General features: G+C 62.6%; 20 protein-coding genes. 10 read left to right on the top strand and 10 right to left on the bottom strand.

The window, feature by feature from the left end; genetic code table 11:
• Positions 1-11 precede the first annotated feature (11 nt).
• From AC1D10_RS23345 to AC1D10_RS23335, 3 genes are all read right to left on the bottom strand, one after another.
• Positions 12-1,127, bottom strand: a complete 1,116-nt coding sequence (locus AC1D10_RS23345; RefSeq protein ID WP_477276012.1) for an ABC transporter substrate-binding protein — start codon at positions 1,125-1,127, stop codon at positions 12-14.
• Positions 1,128-1,195: 68 nt separating this feature from the next.
• The gene (locus AC1D10_RS23340) at positions 1,196-2,290 is read right to left on the bottom strand and encodes an ABC transporter ATP-binding protein (RefSeq protein WP_477276010.1); all 1,095 of its coding nucleotides are present in this window, start codon (positions 2,288-2,290) and stop codon (positions 1,196-1,198) included.
• 90 nt (positions 2,291-2,380) lie between these two features.
• Entirely contained in the window at positions 2,381-3,307 is a 927-nt protein-coding gene (locus tag AC1D10_RS23335) for a LysR substrate-binding domain-containing protein (protein ID WP_477276008.1), read from the bottom strand.
• Between the two features lie 84 nt (positions 3,308-3,391).
• Here AC1D10_RS23335 and AC1D10_RS23330 point away from each other — a divergent pair, with 84 nt between their 5' ends.
• Together AC1D10_RS23330 and AC1D10_RS23325 are read left to right on the top strand one after the other, a co-directional pair.
• Positions 3,392-4,990: a zinc-binding metallopeptidase family protein gene (locus AC1D10_RS23330; RefSeq protein ID WP_477276006.1), complete on the top strand. Its 1,599-nt coding sequence runs from the start codon at positions 3,392-3,394 to the stop codon at positions 4,988-4,990.
• 30 nt (positions 4,991-5,020) lie between these two features.
• The gene (locus tag AC1D10_RS23325; protein WP_023760469.1) at positions 5,021-5,953 is read left to right on the top strand and encodes a dimethylarginine dimethylaminohydrolase family protein; all 933 of its coding nucleotides are present in this window, start codon (positions 5,021-5,023) and stop codon (positions 5,951-5,953) included.
• A 61-nt stretch (positions 5,954-6,014) separates the two neighbouring features.
• On the opposite strand, the gene AC1D10_RS23320 is transcribed toward AC1D10_RS23325, so the two are convergent.
• Positions 6,015-6,344: a hypothetical protein gene (locus AC1D10_RS23320; RefSeq protein WP_477276004.1), complete on the bottom strand. Its 330-nt coding sequence runs from the start codon at positions 6,342-6,344 to the stop codon at positions 6,015-6,017.
• Positions 6,345-6,626: 282 nt separating this feature from the next.
• Here AC1D10_RS23320 and AC1D10_RS23315 point away from each other — a divergent pair, with 282 nt between their 5' ends.
• The 3 genes from AC1D10_RS23315 to AC1D10_RS23305 all read left to right on the top strand — a co-directional run bounded on the left by AC1D10_RS23315 (position 6,627) and on the right by AC1D10_RS23305 (position 10,029).
• Positions 6,627-8,780 (top strand): transglycosylase domain-containing protein, encoded by a 2,154-nt coding sequence (locus AC1D10_RS23315; RefSeq protein ID WP_477276002.1) that lies wholly within the window; start codon positions 6,627-6,629, stop codon positions 8,778-8,780.
• A gap of 102 nt (positions 8,781-8,882) precedes the next feature.
• On the top strand, positions 8,883-9,467 hold the full coding sequence (locus AC1D10_RS23310; RefSeq protein WP_477276000.1) for a DUF1214 domain-containing protein: 585 nt from the start codon (positions 8,883-8,885) through the stop codon (positions 9,465-9,467).
• Positions 9,460-10,029 (top strand): DUF1254 domain-containing protein, encoded by a 570-nt coding sequence (locus AC1D10_RS23305; protein ID WP_477275998.1) that lies wholly within the window; start codon positions 9,460-9,462, stop codon positions 10,027-10,029. Before AC1D10_RS23310 ends, AC1D10_RS23305 begins: the two co-directional genes overlap by 8 nt.
• Positions 10,030-10,066: 37 nt before the next feature.
• On the opposite strand, the gene AC1D10_RS23300 is transcribed toward AC1D10_RS23305, so the two are convergent.
• A complete protein-coding gene (locus AC1D10_RS23300) occupies positions 10,067-10,255 on the bottom strand; it encodes a hypothetical protein (RefSeq protein WP_379106000.1) in 189 nt (62 codons plus the stop codon).
• 209 nt (positions 10,256-10,464) lie between these two features.
• On the opposite strand from AC1D10_RS23300, the gene AC1D10_RS23295 reads away from it, so the two are divergent.
• Positions 10,465-11,502: a hypothetical protein gene (locus AC1D10_RS23295; RefSeq protein ID WP_477275996.1), complete on the top strand. Its 1,038-nt coding sequence runs from the start codon at positions 10,465-10,467 to the stop codon at positions 11,500-11,502.
• Here the strand turns inward: AC1D10_RS23295 and AC1D10_RS23290 are convergent.
• The 3 genes from AC1D10_RS23290 to AC1D10_RS23280 all read right to left on the bottom strand — a co-directional run bounded on the left by AC1D10_RS23290 (position 11,480) and on the right by AC1D10_RS23280 (position 14,519).
• Complete coding sequence (locus AC1D10_RS23290; protein WP_477275995.1) at positions 11,480-11,827, bottom strand: DUF1491 family protein; 348 nt, start codon at positions 11,825-11,827, stop codon at positions 11,480-11,482. The two genes, AC1D10_RS23295 and AC1D10_RS23290, sit on opposite strands and share 23 nt — an antisense overlap.
• 171 nt (positions 11,828-11,998) lie before the next feature.
• Positions 11,999-12,811: a peptidoglycan-binding domain-containing protein gene (locus tag AC1D10_RS23285; RefSeq protein ID WP_477275993.1), complete on the bottom strand. Its 813-nt coding sequence runs from the start codon at positions 12,809-12,811 to the stop codon at positions 11,999-12,001.
• A complete protein-coding gene (locus AC1D10_RS23280) occupies positions 12,786-14,519 on the bottom strand; it encodes a PAS domain-containing sensor histidine kinase (protein ID WP_477275991.1) in 1,734 nt (577 codons plus the stop codon). The genes AC1D10_RS23285 and AC1D10_RS23280 overlap by 26 nt, the downstream gene beginning before the upstream one ends.
• Positions 14,520-15,054: 535 nt before the next feature.
• On the opposite strand from AC1D10_RS23280, the gene AC1D10_RS23275 reads away from it, so the two are divergent.
• Together AC1D10_RS23275 and AC1D10_RS23270 are read left to right on the top strand one after the other, a co-directional pair.
• Positions 15,055-15,408 (top strand): DUF5330 domain-containing protein, encoded by a 354-nt coding sequence (locus AC1D10_RS23275; protein WP_477275989.1) that lies wholly within the window; start codon positions 15,055-15,057, stop codon positions 15,406-15,408.
• 99 nt (positions 15,409-15,507) lie between these two features.
• Entirely contained in the window at positions 15,508-15,936 is a 429-nt protein-coding gene (locus AC1D10_RS23270) for a SufE family protein (RefSeq protein ID WP_477275987.1), read from the top strand.
• 88 nt (positions 15,937-16,024) lie between these two features.
• On the opposite strand, the gene AC1D10_RS23265 is transcribed toward AC1D10_RS23270, so the two are convergent.
• Both AC1D10_RS23265 and AC1D10_RS23260 read right to left on the bottom strand, forming a co-directional pair.
• Entirely contained in the window at positions 16,025-16,450 is a 426-nt protein-coding gene (locus AC1D10_RS23265) for a Ros/MucR family transcriptional regulator (protein ID WP_379105985.1), read from the bottom strand.
• A gap of 439 nt (positions 16,451-16,889) precedes the next feature.
• Positions 16,890-17,261 carry an SH3 domain-containing protein gene (locus AC1D10_RS23260; RefSeq protein WP_477276623.1) on the bottom strand — a complete coding sequence of 124 codons (372 nt, stop codon included), beginning with the start codon at positions 17,259-17,261 and terminating at the stop codon, positions 16,890-16,892.
• A gap of 181 nt (positions 17,262-17,442) precedes the next feature.
• On the opposite strand from AC1D10_RS23260, the gene AC1D10_RS23255 reads away from it, so the two are divergent.
• Both AC1D10_RS23255 and AC1D10_RS23250 read left to right on the top strand, forming a co-directional pair.
• Positions 17,443-19,566 carry a S9 family peptidase gene (locus tag AC1D10_RS23255; RefSeq protein WP_477275985.1) on the top strand — a complete coding sequence of 708 codons (2,124 nt, stop codon included), beginning with the start codon at positions 17,443-17,445 and terminating at the stop codon, positions 19,564-19,566.
• A complete protein-coding gene (locus AC1D10_RS23250) occupies positions 19,563-20,189 on the top strand; it encodes a LysE family translocator (RefSeq protein WP_477275983.1) in 627 nt (208 codons plus the stop codon). Before AC1D10_RS23255 ends, AC1D10_RS23250 begins: the two co-directional genes overlap by 4 nt.
• Positions 20,190-20,381 lie beyond the last annotated feature (192 nt).

Here is a 20,381-nt window from a genome sequence, read left to right as displayed (position 1 = left end):
TCCGGCCTTGATCAGGCGGAGATGATCTTGGTGTATTCGTCGAGCGCTGGCCCGTAGTTCTTGGCGTACCAGTCCATATCGAGCGCGATCTGCTTTTTCATGTTCTCGGGGTCGACCGGATTGATGCGCTTCTTGTCGGCGGGGATCAGCGCGTCGGCGGCCGGGTTTGCAGGGCCCTGGCCGAGCTTGTCGAACATGACCAGCTGCTTTTGCGGGTCCTGGGCGCTGGCGATGAACTTCATCGCCGCGTCCTTGCCGCCGGGATTGCCCTTGAGCACGGCGAGCGCACCGGGCGAGATCAGGCCCTGGTCCCAGATGAACTTGATCTTGCCGCCGGAATCCTGCTCGATCAGCGAGGCACGGGTCGACCAGACGATGGCCATCGAGGCCTCGCCATTGAGCAGCACGCTCTGGCTTTCGGCACCGCCGCCCCAATAGGCGACGACGTTCTCCTTGAAGGCGGCGATCTTGTCATGCGCGCGCTTCAGATCGAGCGGGTAGAGCGAGGCGGGCGCGATGCCGTCGGCCAGCAGCGCGGCCTCCCAGCTCGACACGCCCCATTTGTAGAGCGAGCGCTTGCCGGGGAATTTCTTCACATCGAAGAAATCGGCCATGCCGGTCGGCGCATCCTTGCCGTATTTTTCGGAATCGTAGGCGATGACATAGGAGAAGAAATAGGTCGAAGCGGCATATTCCCAGCCAAAGCCTTCGCGCATCTTCTTCTTGTCGACGACCGCATAGTCGATCGGCTCGAGTGCGCCCTGCGCGCCGAGCGTGATGGCCGAGAACGGGTCGACGTCGACGAGGTCCCAGGTCGGCGCGCCGCTCTTGAACTGCGCGGCGATGGCGCCTTCGGTCGGGCCCGAGCCGTCCATCTTGACGGTGATGCCGGTTTCCTTGGTGAATGCCTGGCCATAGGCGGCATCATAGGCGGTGATGGCGTCGCCGCCCCAGTTCACCAGCACCAGTTCCTTCGCCGCTGCAAAGGCTCCGGTCGAGCGCAGCAGCATCGGCGTGCCGGCCAGCACCATTGCTGCCAGCTGCGTGAATTGCCGGCGCGAGATCTCGCCGCGACCTGCCCTGGCGGACAGGCTCTCGATGGCTTGTTTCTTGGTCTCATTTGTCATGGCAGTTCCCCTTTTTTGTCGTTGAGAGTACCGGAAAGCGGTGGCGCGAAGTCTCGCCACACCGTTCGTCATTGTCCTCCATCCGGAAGGAGGAAACCCTTTTCCGCCGGCCAGGTGAGCCAGACGGAGTTTCCCTTGCTCAGCGCGGCGGCAGCTATCTCGTTCGGCACCGAGACCGTGACCTTCGCGCCTTGCCGCGTCGTCAGGTCAAGCCGCGTTGCCGCGCCGAGATAGGTGGAGTTGGTCGCGGTCGCGGCGATGCCGTTCTCGCCGGCTACTGCCTCGCCTGATATCGACATGTATTCAGGCCGGATCGCCAGGATCGCATCGCCGCGCACCGCCTCAGCCCTGCAGCGCATGGAGACCGCTCGGTCTTCGCAGAGGCCGGTCGAGCCATTGTCGGCCGGGCGCACCCCCTTCAGCGGCAGCATGTTGATCTCGCCAAGGAACTCGGCGACGAAGCGGTTGTCCGGCCGGTCATAGACCTCGTCGGGCGCTCCGACCTGCAGCAGTTTGCCATGATTGAAGATGGCGACGCGCGACGACAGCGCCAGTGCCTCGCTCTGGTCGTGGGTAACGAAGACGAAGGTGGTGCCGGTCTCCTGGTGCAGCCGCTTCATCTCGGCCTGCATCTGACCGCGCAGGCCCTTGTCGAGTGCGGAAAACGGCTCGTCGAGCAAAAGCACGCCCGGCTCGAACACCAGCGCACGGGCGAGCGCGACGCGCTGCTGCTGACCGCCTGAAAGTTGCGCCGGCAGTTTTTTCTCGTGGCCCTTGAGGCCGACGCGTTCGATCATCTCGCCGACAAGGCGCTTGATGTCGGCCGCCGATTTCTTGCGCACCTTGAGTGGGAAGGCGATGTTGGCTTCGACGGTCATATGCGGAAACAGCGCGTAGCCCTGGAAAACCATGCCGGCTGCGCGCTGTTCGGCCGGTCGTTCGGTGATGTCGACGCCATCGCTGAAAAGCCGGCCCTCGGTCGGTTGCACGAAGCCAGCAAGGATCATCAGGAAGGTGGTCTTGCCCGAACCGGACGGCCCGAGCAGGGTCAGGAACTCGCCGCGGCCGATATCGAGCGTCAGATTGTCCAGCGCACGGAACGAGCCGAAGCTCTTGCCGATCCCGATTGCCTTGATCTCTGCGGCCCGGCCGGGTTGCTGCATCCTGTCTGTTTCCTCAACTCCAAGAGAAATCGTAGGCAGCGCGCGGCCTCACCGCAACCGAATAGTTTTCGCCGGATCGGCAAATTCCATTCATCTGTCCAATCTGTGGCGCCCGTGGTCGGCCATGCCCTTGGCATTGCTCTCCGCGAGCTTCGATCGCAGCCATCCGGCAAATGCGTCAAGCACCGGGTGCGTCGCCTTGGCGTGTTCGGAAACGAGGAAGTAGGAGCGCGGCGATTTGATCGCAATGTCGAAGGGACGCACGAGCCTGCCCTCGGCCAGGGCCTTGCCGCTGGTCAGTTCGTCGCCCATGGCCATGCCCTGGCCCGCTATTGCGGCCGAGAAGACAAGATTCATGTCGGAAAAAAAGATACCGCCTTCCGGGTCGGGGTTCTCGACCCTGGACAGCGCCAGCCAGCGCGCCCAATCCTCGGTGTCACCGAGATGCAGGAGATTGGCGCGCAACACATCGGCGGGCTTGGAGAACCCGCCGACCTTGTTGAGGAGCGTCGGGCTACAGAGCGGCGTAAAGGAAATCTCGCACAACAGTTCGGCGGCCCGGTTCGGCCAATTGCCAACGCCGAAGGCGATGAAGGCGTCGGCGTCGGCGTTGCTGACATCATCCAGCCGTCGCGGCGTCAGGATGCGAAGCGCCACATCGGGGTACATCTGCCTGAACTCGCCGATATGGGTACACAGGAACAGCGAGGCAAAGCCCGGCGTGCAGCTGACGCTGAACGAGCCGCCAACGCCGGTGCCGGCATGGCGGGTGACCGCATCGCCCAGCACGGTCAGCGCCTTGCGCACGTCGCTGGCGTAACGCTGGCCGCGCGGCGTCAGGGCCACGCCCTTGCCGATGCGCTCGAGCAGATCGAAGCCAAGGTCGCGTTCAAGCAGGCGAAGCTGATGGCTCACGGCGCTGCGGGTCAGATGCAATTCGTCGGCGGCGCGCCAGACGCTGCCGTGGCGGGCAAAGCTGTCGAGCGCGCGCAGCGCCTGGGTGGATGGTATGCGCAAGAGGCCTCAGGTGAACCGAATTTGCATGAGCCGGGAAAACATATCACTTTTTGGCGAACCGCTTCACTGCTTTCTTCTCATCCCATGGAGAAACCGCTGGCCACCTCGGCGCAAGCAACCGCCCTTGCCTGTCTCGACGACATCCAGCCGTTGCTGTCGGCGTGGACGCGCACTATCTTCGACTTCGGTGAAACCGCGTGGCGGGAATATCAGTCGGCTGCCTGGTATGTGGAGCGGCTGAAGCGCGAAGGCTTCTCCGTCGAGGAAGGATCCGGCGGCATGCCGACGGCCTTCTGCGCCCACTGGACCAATGGCCCCGGCCCGACCATCGGCATGTACGCCGAATATGACGCGGTACCAGGCAATTGCCAGGATGCCGCGACGGTCAAGCGTCCGCGCCCAGGCCTCTCGGAACATGCTGGTGGTCATACCGACCCGCATTCCGGGTTGGGCATTTCAAGCCTCGGCGGGCTGCTGGCGACCAAGGCGGCGATGCAGCGCCACGGCATTTCAGGCACGCTGCGCTTCACCGGCGAGCCAGCCGAGAAGGTTCGCGGGTCAAAGCCGATCCATGCCGCCAAGGGCTATTATGACGGTCTCGCCGGCATGATCTCGTTCCACCCGTTCTACATGCTGCCGCTCTGCAACACCGCGCGCTGGGACACGCATTGCGGGGCAGCTTACGCAATGATCTACCGCTTCATCTGCGACCAACCGGAGCGCTGGGCACGAGCGGCGGGCGGCGCAGCGCCCATTCCGCAGGCGCATTCGGCGGTGCGCGCGCCGGGCGCCAACGACGCGCTCATGATGATGTACATGGCGTCCAAGGCACTGCGCGATTCCATGCTGCCGCACCAGGGCGGCTGGTCGATCAGCGAGGCGATCCTGACAGCCGGCCAGGCGACCGCCGACAACCTGCCGGCGGGGCTGGCCGAGATCCAGTACATGATCCGCGTGCCGACGCTGGCGATGGCCGAGCAGATCACCGCCGTGCTCGACCGCAACGCCGAGGCCGCTGCCAGCATGAGCGGCTGCCGCCACGAGCGGCATTGGGTGTCGAAGTCGCGGCCGGGGCTGGCCAATCACGCCATGGCCGAAGTCGCCTATGAAGCGCTGTCGACCGTCGGGCCGCCGCTCTGGGACGAGGACGCCAAGGCGGTTGCGCGCGACATGCAGGTCAATGCCGGGCGCATGGCGAGTGACGAGCCGTTCATCGAAGAACTGGAGCGCCTGATCGAGCCACAGGCGGCGGAAGCGATCCTGCGCCGCGATCTGCCGCCCTCGCAGGTGAATTCGACCTCCGACGACTACACCGATATGAGCTGGCATACGCCGACTGCGCGCTTCTACATCGCCCGCCCGGCGCTGCGCTCGGAAACCGGCTACCCCTATCCGTCATGGGTAATGAATGCGCTGGGCGGCATTCCCGCCACCATCGATCCGATGGTCATCTGCGCGGCGAAGACCATCGCGCTCGCCGCCCTTCGCCTGCTGGAAGACCAGACCGCCCGCGAGGCGGCGATGAATGAATTCGTTGCCCGCACCGGCGGCGGCGTCGGCGGCTCGAACTGGATCGCGCCGCTCTGCGACTACGAACCGCCGATTGGATTTCGCTGGCCGGAATATGTCACCACCCCGCGCGGACCGGACTGGTGGATACCGAACAATCCCAAAGCCACATGATCAACCAAGTTGCCTCACGAGGAGAACCCCATGACCGTTCATGACCGCATCGTCGCCGAGCCGTTTTCGCTGCAGCGCCGCAACCCGGCCGGCGGCACCAAGCCGCTGACCGCCTGGGGTTTTGCCAACGAGACCGATGTCCTGACCGACGTGTTGCTCGGCTCGCCCAATTTCCTGCGCCATCTGTCGACCAGCTCGCTGTCGCGCAAGCATCTGCGCGAAGCGCCTTGCAACGTCCAGATCGCGCAGGCGCAGCACAAGGACCTTGTCGCCGCCTACGAGCATTTCGGCGTCAACATCCACTGGCACGAGCCGACACCGGAACTGCCGATGCAGGTCTATTCCCGCGATTCCAGTGTCATGACGCCTTACGGCGCGGTCATCACCGCGATGGCCAACTGGTGGCGGCGCGGCGAGAATTATGCCGCCATCCGCACCTACGAAAAACTCGGCATCCCGATCTACGACATGGTCACGGCAGGCACGTTCGAGGGCGGCGACTTCAATGTCATCGAGGACGGCGTCGTGTTGATCGGCTGCGGCGGCGCCCGCACGCAGGAAGAAGGCGCCCGCCAAGTGCAGGCGTGGTTCGACAAGGAGGGCTGGGAAACCCGCATCGCCTTCATCGACGAGTACTATGTCCATATCGACCTGATGGTGGTGCCCATCGCCGAAAAACTGACCGCCGTCTGCCTCGCCTGCACCGAGCCGGGCATCGTCGACTGGCTGAAGGGCAAGGGCCACGAGATCATCGACGTGCCGTTCCAGGATACGATGGCGCTCGGCTGCAACTTCATGTCGTTGGGCAAGGACCGGGTGATCGCGCCCACCTCCAGCCAGACACTGATCGGCCAGCTCAAGGCGCGCGGCTTCGAGGTCGCGGCGGTCGACATGAGCGAGATCTCCAAGACCGGCGGCGGCATCCACTGCATGGCCCAGGCGTTGAAGCGCGAGCCGGCCTGAGAGGCAGCGGTTGGCGGGGCACCAACTATCCCACCTTGACCGACAAAATCGGCGCGCGGCTTTACGCTGCGCCCGTCATCTCAGCGTATCGTCTGAGCCCCATCCCGGCGAAAAAGATGACCATCAGGATGGTGAAGACGATGAGCAGGCCGATGCGGAAGAACTTCGCTAGCGGCGAGAGCTTGACGTTTGCAAGCTGCTTGAACGGAACGCCACTCGGTTTCGTCGCCGCCAGGCCAAGCCAGAAAATGCAGGTGATGACAACGAGCACGCCAATGTAAGAATCCATCCAGTCCGGCACTCTCATCAATCCGAAATTGAACGCGAATGCTCGGCGCACGGACAGGAACAGCAAGGAGGATATGGAGCAGATAAAAATCAGGCGTTTCATACTACTTTCTTTCGCTGCAATTTTTATCTCACCAAACATATAATTTGCCTTGATTGAAGAAACGTTATGTCTGCTTGCCTTCAACAATTTACCTTCTCTGGGCGCGCGACAGAGTTGCCCCTGACGCTTGCCCCCTGCCCTTGCGCCAACAAACCTTGCGGCTGTGTCCTCGGCGCCCTTGTGAGCGCCGGCAAAATGGATGAATAGTCAGGACAGGGCGCCGCCCTGAAATTGCCGGCTTGCGGTTTTCAGGTCACGCCCACAGCCGAGCCGGATTTCCGAATGGCCAGTCCTGAACCGCGCAAGAGAAGAGGTCCGATCGCCGCCTGGCTGCTGGCGCTCGATGCATGGCTCGATTCCTCGCTCTACGAGATCGGTTTCAAGGCGCGCCAGTTCTGGGAAGCCGCGACGATCTTCTCACGGCGCTTCCGCGTCAACGGCTGGCGCCGTGGGATCATTGAACTGTTGAGCGAAGGTTTTACCCTGGGCGCGGGCGGCATTGTGGTGATGCTGGCGCTGGCCATCCCGGCTTTCCAGGATACGGCCGGCGACTGGCGCGCGCAGGGCGACTTCGCCGTCACCTTCCTCGACCGCTACGGGAACGAGATCGGCCAGCGCGGCATCATCCAGCGCGATTCGGTGCCGGTCGACGAAATGCCTGATCACGTCATCAAAGCGGTGCTCGCGACCGAGGATCGCCGCTTCTTCGATCACTACGGCATCGATGTGCTTGGCCTTTCACGCGCGATCTTCGAGAATGTGCGGGCCAACTCGGTGGTCCAGGGCGGCTCGAGCATTACCCAGCAGCTGGCCAAGAACCTGTTTCTCACCAATGAGCGCACGCTGGAGCGCAAGATCAAGGAAGCCTTCCTGTCGCTGTGGCTCGAGGCCAATCTGTCGAAGAAGGAAATCCTGCAGCTCTATCTCGACCGCGCCTATATGGGCGGCGGCACGTTCGGCATCGAGGCGGCCGCCGATTTCTATTTCGGCAAGAGCGTCAAGGACCTGAACCTCGCCGAGGCGGCAATGCTGGCCGGCCTGTTCAAGGCGCCGACCAAATATGCGCCGCACATCAACCTGCCCGCGGCGCGCGCGCGCGCCAACGTGGTGCTGTCCAACCTTGTCGACGCCGGCTTCATGACCGAGGGTCAGGTCCTGCAGGCAAGGCTGCACCCTGCCGATGTCGTCGATCGCGGCGAACAGAAAAGCCCGGATTATTACCTCGACTGGGCGTTCGACGAGGTCAAGAAGATCGCCAAGCCGGGTCAGCACTCGCTGGTCGCCCACACCACTTTCGACGCCAACATCCAAAAGGCGGCGGAAGAATCGGTGGAGTTCCATCTGCGCCAGTTCGGCAAAGAGTATAACGTCACCGAAGGCGCTGTTGTCGTCATCGAGACCAACGGCGCCGTCAGGGCCATCGTCGGCGGCCGCGACTATGGCGCCAGCCAGTTCAACCGCGCCACCAAGGCGCTGCGCCAGACCGGCTCATCGTTCAAGCCCTACGTCTATGCAACGGCGATGGAGCACGGCTTCACGCCCAACTCCATCATTTCCGGCGGTCCGATCAGCTGGGGCACCTGGTCGCCACACAATTACAGCGGCGAATCGGCCGGCAACATCACGCTGATCATGGCAATGGCCAAGTCGATCAACACAGTGCCGGTGCGGCTGGCCAAGGACTATCTCGGCATCCCACCGATCAAGGCGATGGCCGAGGCGATGGGTGTGGAGTCGCCGCTCGAAGCGCACAAGACGATGGTGCTCGGCACCTCGGGCATGACCGTGATGGATCAGGCGACGGGCTACAGCGTGTTCGCCCAGAACGGCTTCGTCGGCTCCCGGCACGGCATCTCCCAGCTCGTCACCCGCACCGGCGAGGTGGTCTACGACTTCGCCAAGGATGCGCCACCGCCGCACCGGGTGCTGTCCGAGCAGGCGCTGAAATCGATGAACACCATGCTGGCGGCGGTGCCGGTGATGGGCACGGCGCGGCGGGCCCAGATTCCCAACATCGTCGTCGCCGGCAAGACCGGCACGACGCAATCCTACCGCGACGCCTGGTTCGTCGGCTTCACCGGCAACTACACGGCGGCCGTGTGGCTGGGCAACGACGACTTTACGCCGACCAAGAACATGACGGGCGGCTCACTGCCGGCGATGGTTTGGCAGCGTCTCATGGTCTATGCCCACCAGAACATCGACCTCAAGCCGATCCCCGGCATCGACAAGCCTTTCGTCGACGAGGAGGTCGCAGCCAAGGCCGAGGAAGCGCAGAAGAAGAGCGACGAACAGGCGGCGGCCGATGCCGCAGCCGAACGGCCGCCCGTTCTATCCAGCCGGACCACGCAGACGTTGCGGGACATGACCAAGCTGTTCCAGTCGGCGCCCGCCCTCGCCGCGCCTCAACCGCCGGAAACGTTGTCGGCACTGTGAGTCTTTCCGACTGGCTTGGGCGGCAAATCCATCGGCCCGCTTGCCACAGGGCCCCACGCCGCGATATCCCCGAGCGGCAACTCTTCGTGTCCCCGGCCCTTCATGCTCAAGAATGTATTCCTGGCGCTGCTTTCGCTTGTCATAGCCATCGGTGGCGGTGGCGGCAGCGTCTGGTATGCACTGAAGGTCCAGGATGGTGTCGGCGCCATCCGGATCGGCCAATGGACGGCCTTTCCCGATATCGGCACGGCATCCGCCGACCCCTATTCGAAGGCCCGCGTGGCGCGCGAGGGCGTGCTTGCGCTCGGCCGTGCCGAAGGGCTTTCCTTCGTCGCCGAGCACGACGCCGGCGGCAACGAACTCAGGCGCGAATGCACCTACGCGATCGAGGGTGGATTTCCGACGGCACGGTTCTGGACGCTCTATGCCGCCGATCAGTCGCTCGGCGTGGTCGAAACCGGCAAACCACGGCTTGCGGCGCTGCAATCCTACGGGGTGGTACGACAACCCGATAATTCGGTCGTCATTTCCGCCAGCCATCACCCGATGCCGGGCAACTGGCTGCTGACCGACGGCTTCGGCAGGATGTATTTCGTGCTGACATTCTACGACACGCCGATCGCCAGCAGCACCGGCCTGTCGGACGTTTCGCTGCCGCGGATCGTGAGGGTCGGCTGCGATGCGTAACTCTTACGCGACGATGCGCAAGCTTCTGCATGTGGTCCTGCTCGGCCTGCTCGGCGCCGGCATCGTGCACATCGTCGTGCTGCTTCTGGTGCCTGAATTTTCCGAACGCGACGCCTGGTCGCGGCTGTCGATGGCCTCGGACCTCTACAGGATGACCCGGCTCGATGCCGAAGCCGGTGGCGCGCCAGTGGTGAAATCCGTCGATCCGCTGTTTTACGCATCGGCATGCCGGTTCGACCTGGGCGAAGGAATGGTCCGCATCAAGGCGCCGGGACATGTCCCGTTCTGGTCGGTGTCGGTCTACGACCGCAGCGGGCACAACATCTATTCCTTCAACGACCACACCGCGACCGGCGGCGTGCTGGATGCGGTCGTGCTGACACCGGCGCAGATGATCGACGTGCGCAAGGACCTTCCCGAGGACCTTCAGGGAGCGATCTTTGTCGAAGCGCCGATCGAGGAAGGCATCTTCGTCATCCGCGCCTTCGTGCCCGACGACAGCTGGAAGCCGATCGTTTCGCGCTTTTTCGAGCAGAGCTCCTGCGAACTGCAGGACTTCTAGACATGATCCCGGACCAATGCTCGGTGGCTGCCGAAACTCAGTGGTGCGGAACCGGCTTCGTCCGTGGCGATCCCGGCTTGTCGGGATCGACCGGCCGCACTTCGCCGGCCTGAGACCGCTCGTAGCGGATGCCTGGAAAGATGATCACCGCCGCCGGCATTTCGGCGGTTTGCTTCGTCCGATTGCTTGGTGCCGTACGCGGCACGAAAGACAGTACCATGCCCATGATTCGCGCATTCCTCTCGGTTTCCCCGGAGCACAACGCAACGCCTCCAAATATCATTAAGGACGCCAGAGGGTTAACGGAGCGCTAACGGATCGCCGCTAACTTGATCTTTGTTCGAGGTCAGGACATCCTGACCCGAGGCAAACGCGAAACCGACACAGTCCCGGTCGAGCGTGGTCGAGATTGTGTCGAGTACGGGCGTATCCTTCGTGTCATCTTCGGACTTCAGGCAAATCGCGGTGCGAACCGATTCGGGAAGGGCTGAAAGGCTGTTCCGCGCCGCGGTGTCGGCTTTCTGCTCGCTCACCCGCCCGTCACGCCGCGAGATCGGCCAGCTCGAAGACCTGACGCTGCCGCTGTTCGACAATGTGTCCGTCGAATCCCGCCGTTACGTGGCAGCCGCCCTTTCCGAATGCGAATACGCCCCCGCCGCATTGGTGCGCCGCCTTTGCGAGGAACCGGTCGACATTGCCGCGCCGCTGCTCATCCGCTCACGCGCGGTCAGCGACATCGACCTCATCGCGCTGATCGGGCGGCACGGCCTGCCGCATGCACGCGCCATTGCGCGCCGCAAGGGCTTGAACCCGACCATCGCCGATCTGATCAGGGCGCTCGAAAGGCCAACCCTGGTCCGGGTGCGGGAGCCGGACGCGAACGCCAATTCAGCGGACAAGATAGCACCGGTAAGCACGGAAGCCGCCGCCGAAGAGCCCACAAGAGAACTGGCGCCCGGCATTGCCGCCGAAAATGCAAGGCGCAGGCTGCGCTCGATGATGCGCACCGGCGACGAGGCAGCGGCGACGAACGCGGATCCTTTCGCGGGCGCGGACACGTATGTTAAATTGCGCGAGACGGCGCTGACGGGAAACGCTGCGTTCTTCCACACCGCGCTCGCCGATGCGCTCGATATCGATTTCTCGATCGCGCGATCGCTCACCGCCAACCAGAATTATGCCTCATTGCTTGCAGCACTGCGCTCGCTCGACCTCAGCGAGGACAGGGCATTCCTGATCACGGTCGCGGTCTATCCCAGCCAGTTCCCGCATCCGCAGGCGATCCGCATCTTCCTCGACCGCTACCGCCTGCTGCATCGCGATGCGGCCGTGGACAAGGTGCGGCTGTGGAAAGCCGAGACCCTTTCAAGGGTGGTTCGCGACACCGCCCCTGGAAACAGCGATACCCGCACGGCGTCGAACAGCGACGATGCGGTGGTTTCGTCCGGCCTCAGGGCGTCTTCACGGAAATAAGCTCCTCGACGGGGACGGCACCAGCCTCGATCTCGACCACCCAGATGTCGGGATCGAATTTCTTTTCCCGTTCCAGCCGCGCCTCGAGCACGGTGGCATCATCGCCGGCACCGAGAAGGCTGAAGAAGCGATCGTCGGGCTTTGCCGAATCGTAGCTTGTCTGCGGTGCCGGTCCGAACAGGGCAATCTCCCCCGCCCTGCCGCGCGCCAGGACGAAAACAGCGCCGGCTTCGGTGGCACCGCGCTTGACCACGGCAGCAAATCCGCCGGCGCCGAAAACCCGGCGCAGCAGGGCCGAGACCCACAGATCCGATGTGACGCGCATGAGAAACTCCGCTGATGCATGTCGCCCGAAAGTGGCCCCGGTTGTGGGACAGCGACATGCATGAAAACAAAGGCTTCAAGCGCGGCGCATGAAGCTGTTTCGGGCGCGACGCGCTTTAAGCGTGCGGGCTATCTATCGATATTTCCGCCGCTCGGCGAGCCATTTCAGCCGTCAGTTGGTCAGGCCGATCTCGCGCATCTTGACGTAGACGATCTCATCGGGCTCGCCCGTCTGCGGCAGCCCGAACAGCGACTGGAATTCCTTGATCGCCGCCTTGGTACGCGTACCGACGACGCCGTCCAACTGCATGTCGTCATTGCCGAACGCCTTGAGTCCGGCCTGGATCTTGACGATGCGGGCATCGGGTCCCTGCGCCGCGGCATTCGTCTGGTCGGCATTCGTCTGCCCGGAATTCGTCTGCCCAGAATTCGTCTGCAAAGACACCGGAACGGCGGCCGGCATATCCGGGCGCGGCTGCGGTTTCGGTATGACGGCCGCTGTTTTCGGCGATGCGCCCAGTTGATCCAGCAGAAGCGCGTCGATCTCGCCGGACGCGTTGAGCCCGACCTTCTGCTGGTAGGCCTGGATGGCCTTGCGCGTGTTGGGCCCGGAAATGCCATCGACCGTTCCGGAGTAGAAATCGAGATCCTTCAGTATGCCTTGCACCTGTTCGACCACCGGATCGCCCTTGATCGGCGCCGGCGTGCCGGATGGACGCACGATGTTGAACGTCGTCTCCGGCTCGTCGGACGCCGTGCGCGGAAAGCCCTGGATGCTGCGGGTCGCGAAGAACGCGCCGGCGTGCGGGAAAGGCTGGTACCACAAAGCATTGGCGGAAACGTAGAACAGCGTCACCAGGAATGCCGTCGACCCGCCGACAAGGACGGGATTGCGCGAGATCATGCCGCCAACGGCGACGGCACCGTCCTGAAAGGCACTGCTGCGGCGCTTGACCGCCTTAGGCTGTCTTGCGGAGCGAGCCATTTCTGTCCCCTTTCCCCATGGCCATCGGCATCGTCAGCACGCCGGCCTTCTCCGCCTGATGTACCTTCGGTCCGTTCACCGGCAGGCTGATGGTCACCGTGGTGCCCTCGCCCGGCATGCTTTCGATGGACATCGTGCCGTCGTGCAGCGCGACCAGTCCCTTGACCAGCGAAAGGCCGAGACCCGTCCCCTCGAAACGGCGGGTATAGTCGTTCTGGATCTGCATGAAGGGCTTGCCGAGATTGGCAAAATCCTCCTCGGCGATGCCGATGCCGGTATCCCTGACCCAGAAATGCAGGCGCGAACCGATCCGCTTGGCGCCGACGACGACATCGCCGCCATCGGGGGTGAACTTGATCGCATTGGAGACCAAGTTGATGAGCATCTGCTGCACGGCACGCCGATCGGCATTGATGTCGCCGGCGTCGGGTGCGATCTGCGCCTGCAGATCGATGTTCTTCGCCTGCGCCTGCAGCCGCAGCATGGACTGGCACATGTCGACCGCTTCCATGAACCGGAACGGCTCAGGTTCGGTCGCATAGACGCCCGAGTCGATCCTGGACACGTCGAGTATCGAGGTCACGACGGCAAGCAGATGCTGGCCCGAATCCCTCACCAGGCCGACATATTCCTTCTGGCGCGGATCCTTGAAAGCGCCGAACATCTCGTGCAGCAGCATGTCCGAGAAGCCGATGATGGCATTCAGCGGGGTGCGCAGTTCATGGCTGACCACCGCCAGGAAGCGTCCCTTGGCCACCTCGGCGGACGCGGCCGCCTCATTGGCCGCCGCGAGATCTTCGCGCAGCCGGGCAATCTCGTCATTCTCGCGCAGGACAAGCGTGAAGACGTCGCCCTGTTCCTCACTCCGTACCAGGTCGAGCGCGAACGGCCGGTAATTGTCGGCTGTCAGGCCGTTGCCGTTCTGAGGCAGCCTGATGCGCAATTCGAGCCGGCGCGACAGCGCGCCATCGCGCATGTCGGCCAACGCGCTGAGATAGGTGACGCGATCCGACAGATGAATGCGATCAAAAAGGCCGTTTCCGGAAAGCAGTTCAGGCGGCAGCTTCAAATGCGTGCGCGCCTTGGGCGAAGCGTCCAGAACTTCGCCATGGCGAGCAATGCGCAGGACCACCGCATCGATGATGTCTTCGAGCCGGTCGGCGGTGTCGACGACATCGGCCGCACCGGTCGTGTTTTGAAACGCCGACGCGCGCGGGATCAGGGTGAGCGCCCAGGCCAATGGTACCAGCCAGTGCCACGCGGCAATCTGAGTTCCGGCAAATGGGAGCAGAATTCCAGCCAGAGGCTGAGCCAGGATGGCGACAGCTGCCGACACGGCTCCCCAGAATGCCGCACGCCGCGAGGCGCCGATCCACCAGGCTTCGAACGGCAGCGCCACGACAAGCATGGCGACAGGCGAGCTCAGCCCGCCGGCAGCGGCGATGAGACTGCCGAGAGCAATGCCCGCCATCGCCAGCGCAACCTGAGCGGCGATAGCCATCTTGCCGGTCGCCGCCACCAGCAAAGCGACAAACCAGCACAGACCAAAGGCCGCGAAGATGGCGGCCACGGTGACGGCGGCGCCCATGCCCGAAGTGACCAGCGTGACCGCGGCACCGGCGGCAAAGAAAGGAGCCGCCAACATGACGCCGATGAAGCGGCGCTGGCGGTCGCGGTCGCTTCGCCCAAGGATGGACGGATGGACCATACGTTCGCAACCAGCGGCCATCGCGCCAGGCAATTCAACGGATCTGGCCTTGATCGAACTCAACTCAACGCACCCGTACTCGTCGTGGACAGCTCTGCTTTGCAGATTGTTTTGGTTGGCTCCGAAAGTCGCATCCAGCGTTTAAGGAATGGATAAGGCAGGGCCGACCAGGACCCGGCCTGCGGCAAATATCGGGATGCCGGCAGCCGAAAGCCCGGGCAAATGCAGCCATAGTAAACGGAGGGTTATCCGACGGTGGCGCCTCTCGGCTGCATGCACGGGGCGCCCGGACTCCCGGATTTCAGAAAAAATACAATAAAAGCAGCCAGATAGATGGTTATCTGGCATTAAGGAAAATCGTTCGGATTTGAAACAAACTGATTTCACAATGGTTCGTTTCGAATTTGCCTAAAATTTGAGGAAAATTTTCGGCGAACCCGCAAGCCGTCCTTTGCGCCTGTGTGCCAACATCCAGCCATAAAAGAGGTCATGCCATATGGATGCATGATCCGGTTACGACGAGAGGGTTAGGGAAATGGTCTTCCTGATAAGAATGGCTTTCTGGTTCTCGCTGGTGCTGCTGGCGCTGCCGCTGGGCGTCGGCCCCGACGAATCGGGCCGCGAAAGCGTCGGGCCGATCCAGGCCCTGTTTGCGGCGCGCGAGGCGGTAGGCGACATCGCCGGCATTTGCGAACGCAAGCCCGATGTCTGCGAAACCGGCAAATCGGCGATGCACACCATCACCGCCCGCGCTAAGGAGACTGCCAAGATCGCGGCAGCGATGCTCGACGACAAGTCCGCCGCGGGACCCGACACATCGACGATGACCGGCAGCGTGCCGGAGGAAATCGTCTTGCCCGAGACAGTCACACTGCCGGCGCAGAATTAAGCCGTCTCGACGGCGCACCGCGGGCTGTCTGCCTCTCGACGCCCGCGGTGTCCTTGTTTTTTCCGTGACGCGGCGCCGCCGCGTGATTATATCCGGGCCATGACGACCACGATCCAGACGATCCGCGACGATTTTTCGTTCCTCGAGGAATGGGAAGACCGCTATCGCTACGTCATCGAGCTCGGCGAGGCGCTGCCGCCATTTCCGGACGATGAGCGCAACGCGGTCAACAAGGTGCCAGGCTGCGTCAGCCAGGTCTGGCTGACCACCGAACAGGGGCCGGGAGCCGATCCGGTCATCACCTTCACCGGCGATTCGGACGCCCATATCGTGCGCGGGCTGGTCGCGATCATGCTGGCGCTGTTTTCCGGCAGGACCGCCAGCGAGATCCAGAAGACCGATGCGGAAGCGACATTGAAAGAGCTCGGCCTCGACGAACATCTTTCGCCGCAGCGCGCCAACGGCCTTCGCTCGATGGTCAAGCGCATCAAGCGCGATGCCGAGGCGGCGCTGAAGCAGACCGCCTGACGACCGTCGGTCGACCAACGATCCTGCACCGCAAAATAAAACGGCGCCCGAAGGCGCCGCTGATATCGAACGATCTGGCGAGCGGCTATCAACGCGCCTTGCGCTTGCGGCCGAGACCCATCTTCTTGGCGAGCTGGGACCGCGCAGCCGCATAGTTAGGAGCAACCATCGGATAGGTCGGGTCGAGGTTCCACTTTTCGCGATACTGGTCGGGCGTCAGGTCATAGTGGGTCATCAGGTGGCGCTTCAGCGACTTGAACTTCTTGCCGTCTTCGAGGCAAACGATGTAGTCGTCATGAACCGAGCGCTTCGGGTTGACCGCCGGCTTCTGCTTGTCGGCAGGCGGTAGTTCGGCGGTGCCGCCCACGCGCCCGAGCGCGGCATGGACATCGGCTATCAGGTTCGGCAATTCGCCGACCGGCACGGGATTGTTGCTGACATAGGCGGCCACCACGTCGGCCGTCAACTCGATCAGCGCGTCGCTGTTTCTGGAAGGTGTTTCGACAATATCCATGGTTATCAGGCCCCAACAAGAGTTACGTCGGTGTGCGCCCTTTTTTACAGGCAGGGCATAGCACGAAATTTTGTGCAGGTAGAGCTTCTGCGATTCGTGTCGCGGGCACATCAATGAGCCTGCGACCCAAGTAAGTCAATTCGACCTTGCGCTATATTGAACGATGTTGATCAATTATTCCCGGATCAGCTTCAATCTTTCGTGCGTTGTGTAATTTTTCGATATTTCGCCCGCCAACCAGCAAAGGCTGACGCAGCGTCAGTTAACCGTTACATTCGCGATAACTCACAAAGCAGGTTTCAATGCTTAATTTTGCTTGGCCGCCGAACGGGCAAGCTTGGTTGCTTGCATCTATCCACAAAACCACAGGTTGCCCCCCAAGCAATCAGGCGGCATGCCCGTCATCCGGCCGGTTCGGGATCAATCGCTGCCAGGTCGATCAATGCGGCGCGATGTACTTGCCGTAAGCCCAGCCGGTGACGAAGTTGCCGTTTTGGGCCGGGTCATGCCAGACTTCGCACCAGCGATAGCGAACCGTCTGTTCCTGCTTCCAGGCCGGCTGATTGGCGATGTCGAGCAGGTTTATCCCGCCGGTGCATCGTCCGGTCATCTGCAGAACGGTCCCGTTCGGGTATGCGGCCTGCTTCTGGGATGTGCCTGAAGGGTATTTGCGCACATTGAGCGTGTCGCCGAACGGCACATTGGCCACTTGCCAAGCCGCGAATACGGTCGCATGAGACTGGCCGATAAAAGCCAGAGTTAGCGAAGCAACGGCGAAAGCCGCACCAGTCCGAGAATACATATTCATCATCTCTCCTCCCGGCTCATCTCCTGGAGCCGCCACATCCCTTGAGCTGCGGCTCTTGAACCCGCCCTGATCGGCATGTTCATTCGCCATTCAAGATACTTCCCCATTCAAGATACCGGCCCATTCAAGATACTGGCCCATTCAAGATACTGGCCACTCAAGGATACCGGCAAAGTGAGACGCAATGACCAAGACTTCAGCCTTTCCGCACGTCAGCCCGCCAACGCCCGAGAAACGGCCGGTTTCCGACACGCATCACGGCATCACGCGAACCGACGACTATGCGTGGCTGCGGGCCGACAACTGGCAAGAGATGTTCCGGGACCCGTCATTGCTCGATGCGGGGATTCGCGCAGAGCTCGAGGCCGAGAATGCCTATCAGTCGAAGCTGATGGCCGACACGGCCGAGTTGCGTAAGCAGCTTTTCAAGGAAATGAAGGGCCGCATCAAGGAAGACGATTCCTCCGTGCCGATGAAGGATGGACCCTTTGCCTATGGCTCGTCCTTCAAGCTTGGCGGCGAGCAGCCGCGTTATTTCCGCATGCCGCGCGACGGCGGCGCCGAGCATATCCTGCTCGACGGTGACGCGGAGGCAGCGGGCAAGGCCTATTTCCGTCTTGGCGGCGTCGATCATTCGGCCGACCATCGCAAGCTCCTGTGGGCATTCGACGACAAGGGTTCCGAATTCTACACGCTTCGCGTGCGCGACCTCGACGATGGCAAGGAGCTCGCCGACCAGATCCCCGACACCGGCGGGTCGGGCGTCTGGAACGCCGGCGATGACGGCTTCTTCTACACCCGTCTCGATCCCAACCACCGCCCGTCCAAGGTGCTGTTCCATGCGCTTGGGCAAAGTCCGGAAAGTGATCGGCTGATCTATGAGGAAACCGATCCCGGCTTCTTCATGGATGTCGGCGGCACCCGCAACAACGAATGGATCATGATCGGCATCAACGATCACGAAACTTCGGAATATCGCCTGATGCGCGCCAGCGATCCATTTGCCGAACCGAAACTGGTCTCGCCGCGCGAGATTGGCCTTCAGTATGATCTGGAAGAAGGCGGCGACATCTTCTTCATCCTGACCAATGCCGACGGCGCCAAGGATTTCAAGATCATGACCGCGCCGGCGAACGATCCGGTGCGCGCCAACTGGCAGGAACTGGTGCCGCATGAACCTGGCCGGCTGATCCTGTCGGTGATCGGCTTCAGGGACCATCTGGTCCGGCTCGAACGCAAGGAAGGCCTGCCTCGCATCATCGTGCGCGACCGCAGCAGCGGCGAGGAGCATCTTTTGTCCCTCGACGAAGAGGCCTTCTCGCTCGGCTTGTCGGGCTCCTATGAGTACGACACCGAGATCATGCGCTTTTCCTACTCCTCGATGACGACGCCGGCCCAGGTGTTCGACTACAATATGCGCACCCGCGAGCGGGTGCTGCTCAAGACCCAGGAAGTGCCCTCGGGCCATGACGCGGGTCACTACGTCACCAGGCGGCTGATGGCGCCCGCTGCCGACGGCGAACTGGTGCCGATCTCGCTCCTGCACCACCGTGACACGCCGCTGGATGGATCCGCACCTTGCCTGCTTTACGGCTACGGCTCCTATGGCATCACGGTGCCGGCCGCATTCAACACCAACTGGTTCTCATTGGTCGACCGCGGTTTTGTCTTTGCCATCGCTCATGTCCGCGGCGGCAAGGACAAGGGCTATGGCTGGTACGATGACGGCAAGCGGGCGCACAAGATGAACACGTTCACGGATTTCATCGCCTGTGCGCGCCACCTTGTTGCCGAGCGCTACACGGCGCATGACCGCATCGTCGCGCAAGGCGGCTCGGCCGGCGGTATGCTGATGGGCGCCATCGCCAACATGGCGCCGGAGTGTTTTGGCGGCATCGTCGCCGAGGTGCCCTTCGTCGATGTGCTCACCACCATGCTCGACGCCAGCCTGCCGCTGACGCCGCCGGAATGGCCGGAATGGGGCAACCCGATCGCGTCCGCCGACGATTATCGAACCATCGCCGCCTATTCGCCCTATGACAATGTCGCCGCGCTCGACTATCCGCCGATCCTGGCGCTGGCCGGTCTCACCGATCCTCGCGTCACCTATTGGGAACCGGCCAAATGGGTGGCACGCCTGCGCGACCGCAAGAGCGGCGACAATCCAGTGCTGTTCAAGATCAACATGGATTCCGGCCACGCCGGTGCTTCCGGCCGGTTTTCGCGACTGGAGGAGATTGCCTATACTTATTCCTTCGCGCTGAAGGTGATGGGCAGGGCGCAGCTTACAGGAGACGTCAGCCAATGATCGATCTGTCAACATTGACAGCCTACATCGCGGTTGTGCTCGGTTTTGTCTTCATTCCAGGCCCAGCCACCCTCCTTACCGTCGCGCGGGCAACGAGTTCCGGGACGAAGGTGGGCATTGCGACTGGTGCCGGGATCGCGGCCGGCGACGTGGTTCACACCGTCATGACCATGGTCGGCATATCGGCGATCATCGCCACTTCGGCGGCGCTGTTCAGCATCGTAAAGTACATCGGCGCCGCCTACCTGGTTTATCTCGGTATTCGCGCCATCATCGAAAAAACACCGGCCAACCCGGCTGCCGGCGCGCTTGCCATCTCCGCCGGCAAGGCGTTTCGACAGGCTATCCTGACCGAAGTGCTCAACCCCAAGACCGCGCTTTTCTTCCTTGCATTCCTGCCTCAGTTCGTGCGGCCTGAAAACGGGTCGGTGATGCTTCAGTTGACCATACTAGGGGTCATCTTCGTCATGCTGGGTCTTCTCAGTACCGTCGTCTTTGCCGTGAGCGCCGGTCGGCTTGGCACTTTCCTGCGCCGAAATCCGAGGGTGCTCAAGTGGCAAGGCAAAATTGTCGGCGGCATCTACTGTGCTTTGGGCGTCCGTCTGGCATTGCAGCAGCGCTGACCCGAAGCGAGTGTCGGCACTGCGCCGCCGGTCGCCCACGATCATCACTTTTTGATTTGCGCATGGTCCCTTCCGACGCTTCTGTTCTAGCTATGTGAAGTGGATTTTCCGCTCGCAATTGCAATGGCTGCGCGCTACCCAGTGCGCGGCTTCTGAGAGGCCACCACAGTCCCAATCGCGTAAAGGTCCACT

It is taken from the genome of Mesorhizobium sp. P2_A8 (assembly GCF_056404935.1).
The sequence above is the reverse complement of the archived record's forward strand: the minus strand, read 5'-3'. Positions and strand labels throughout refer to the sequence as shown.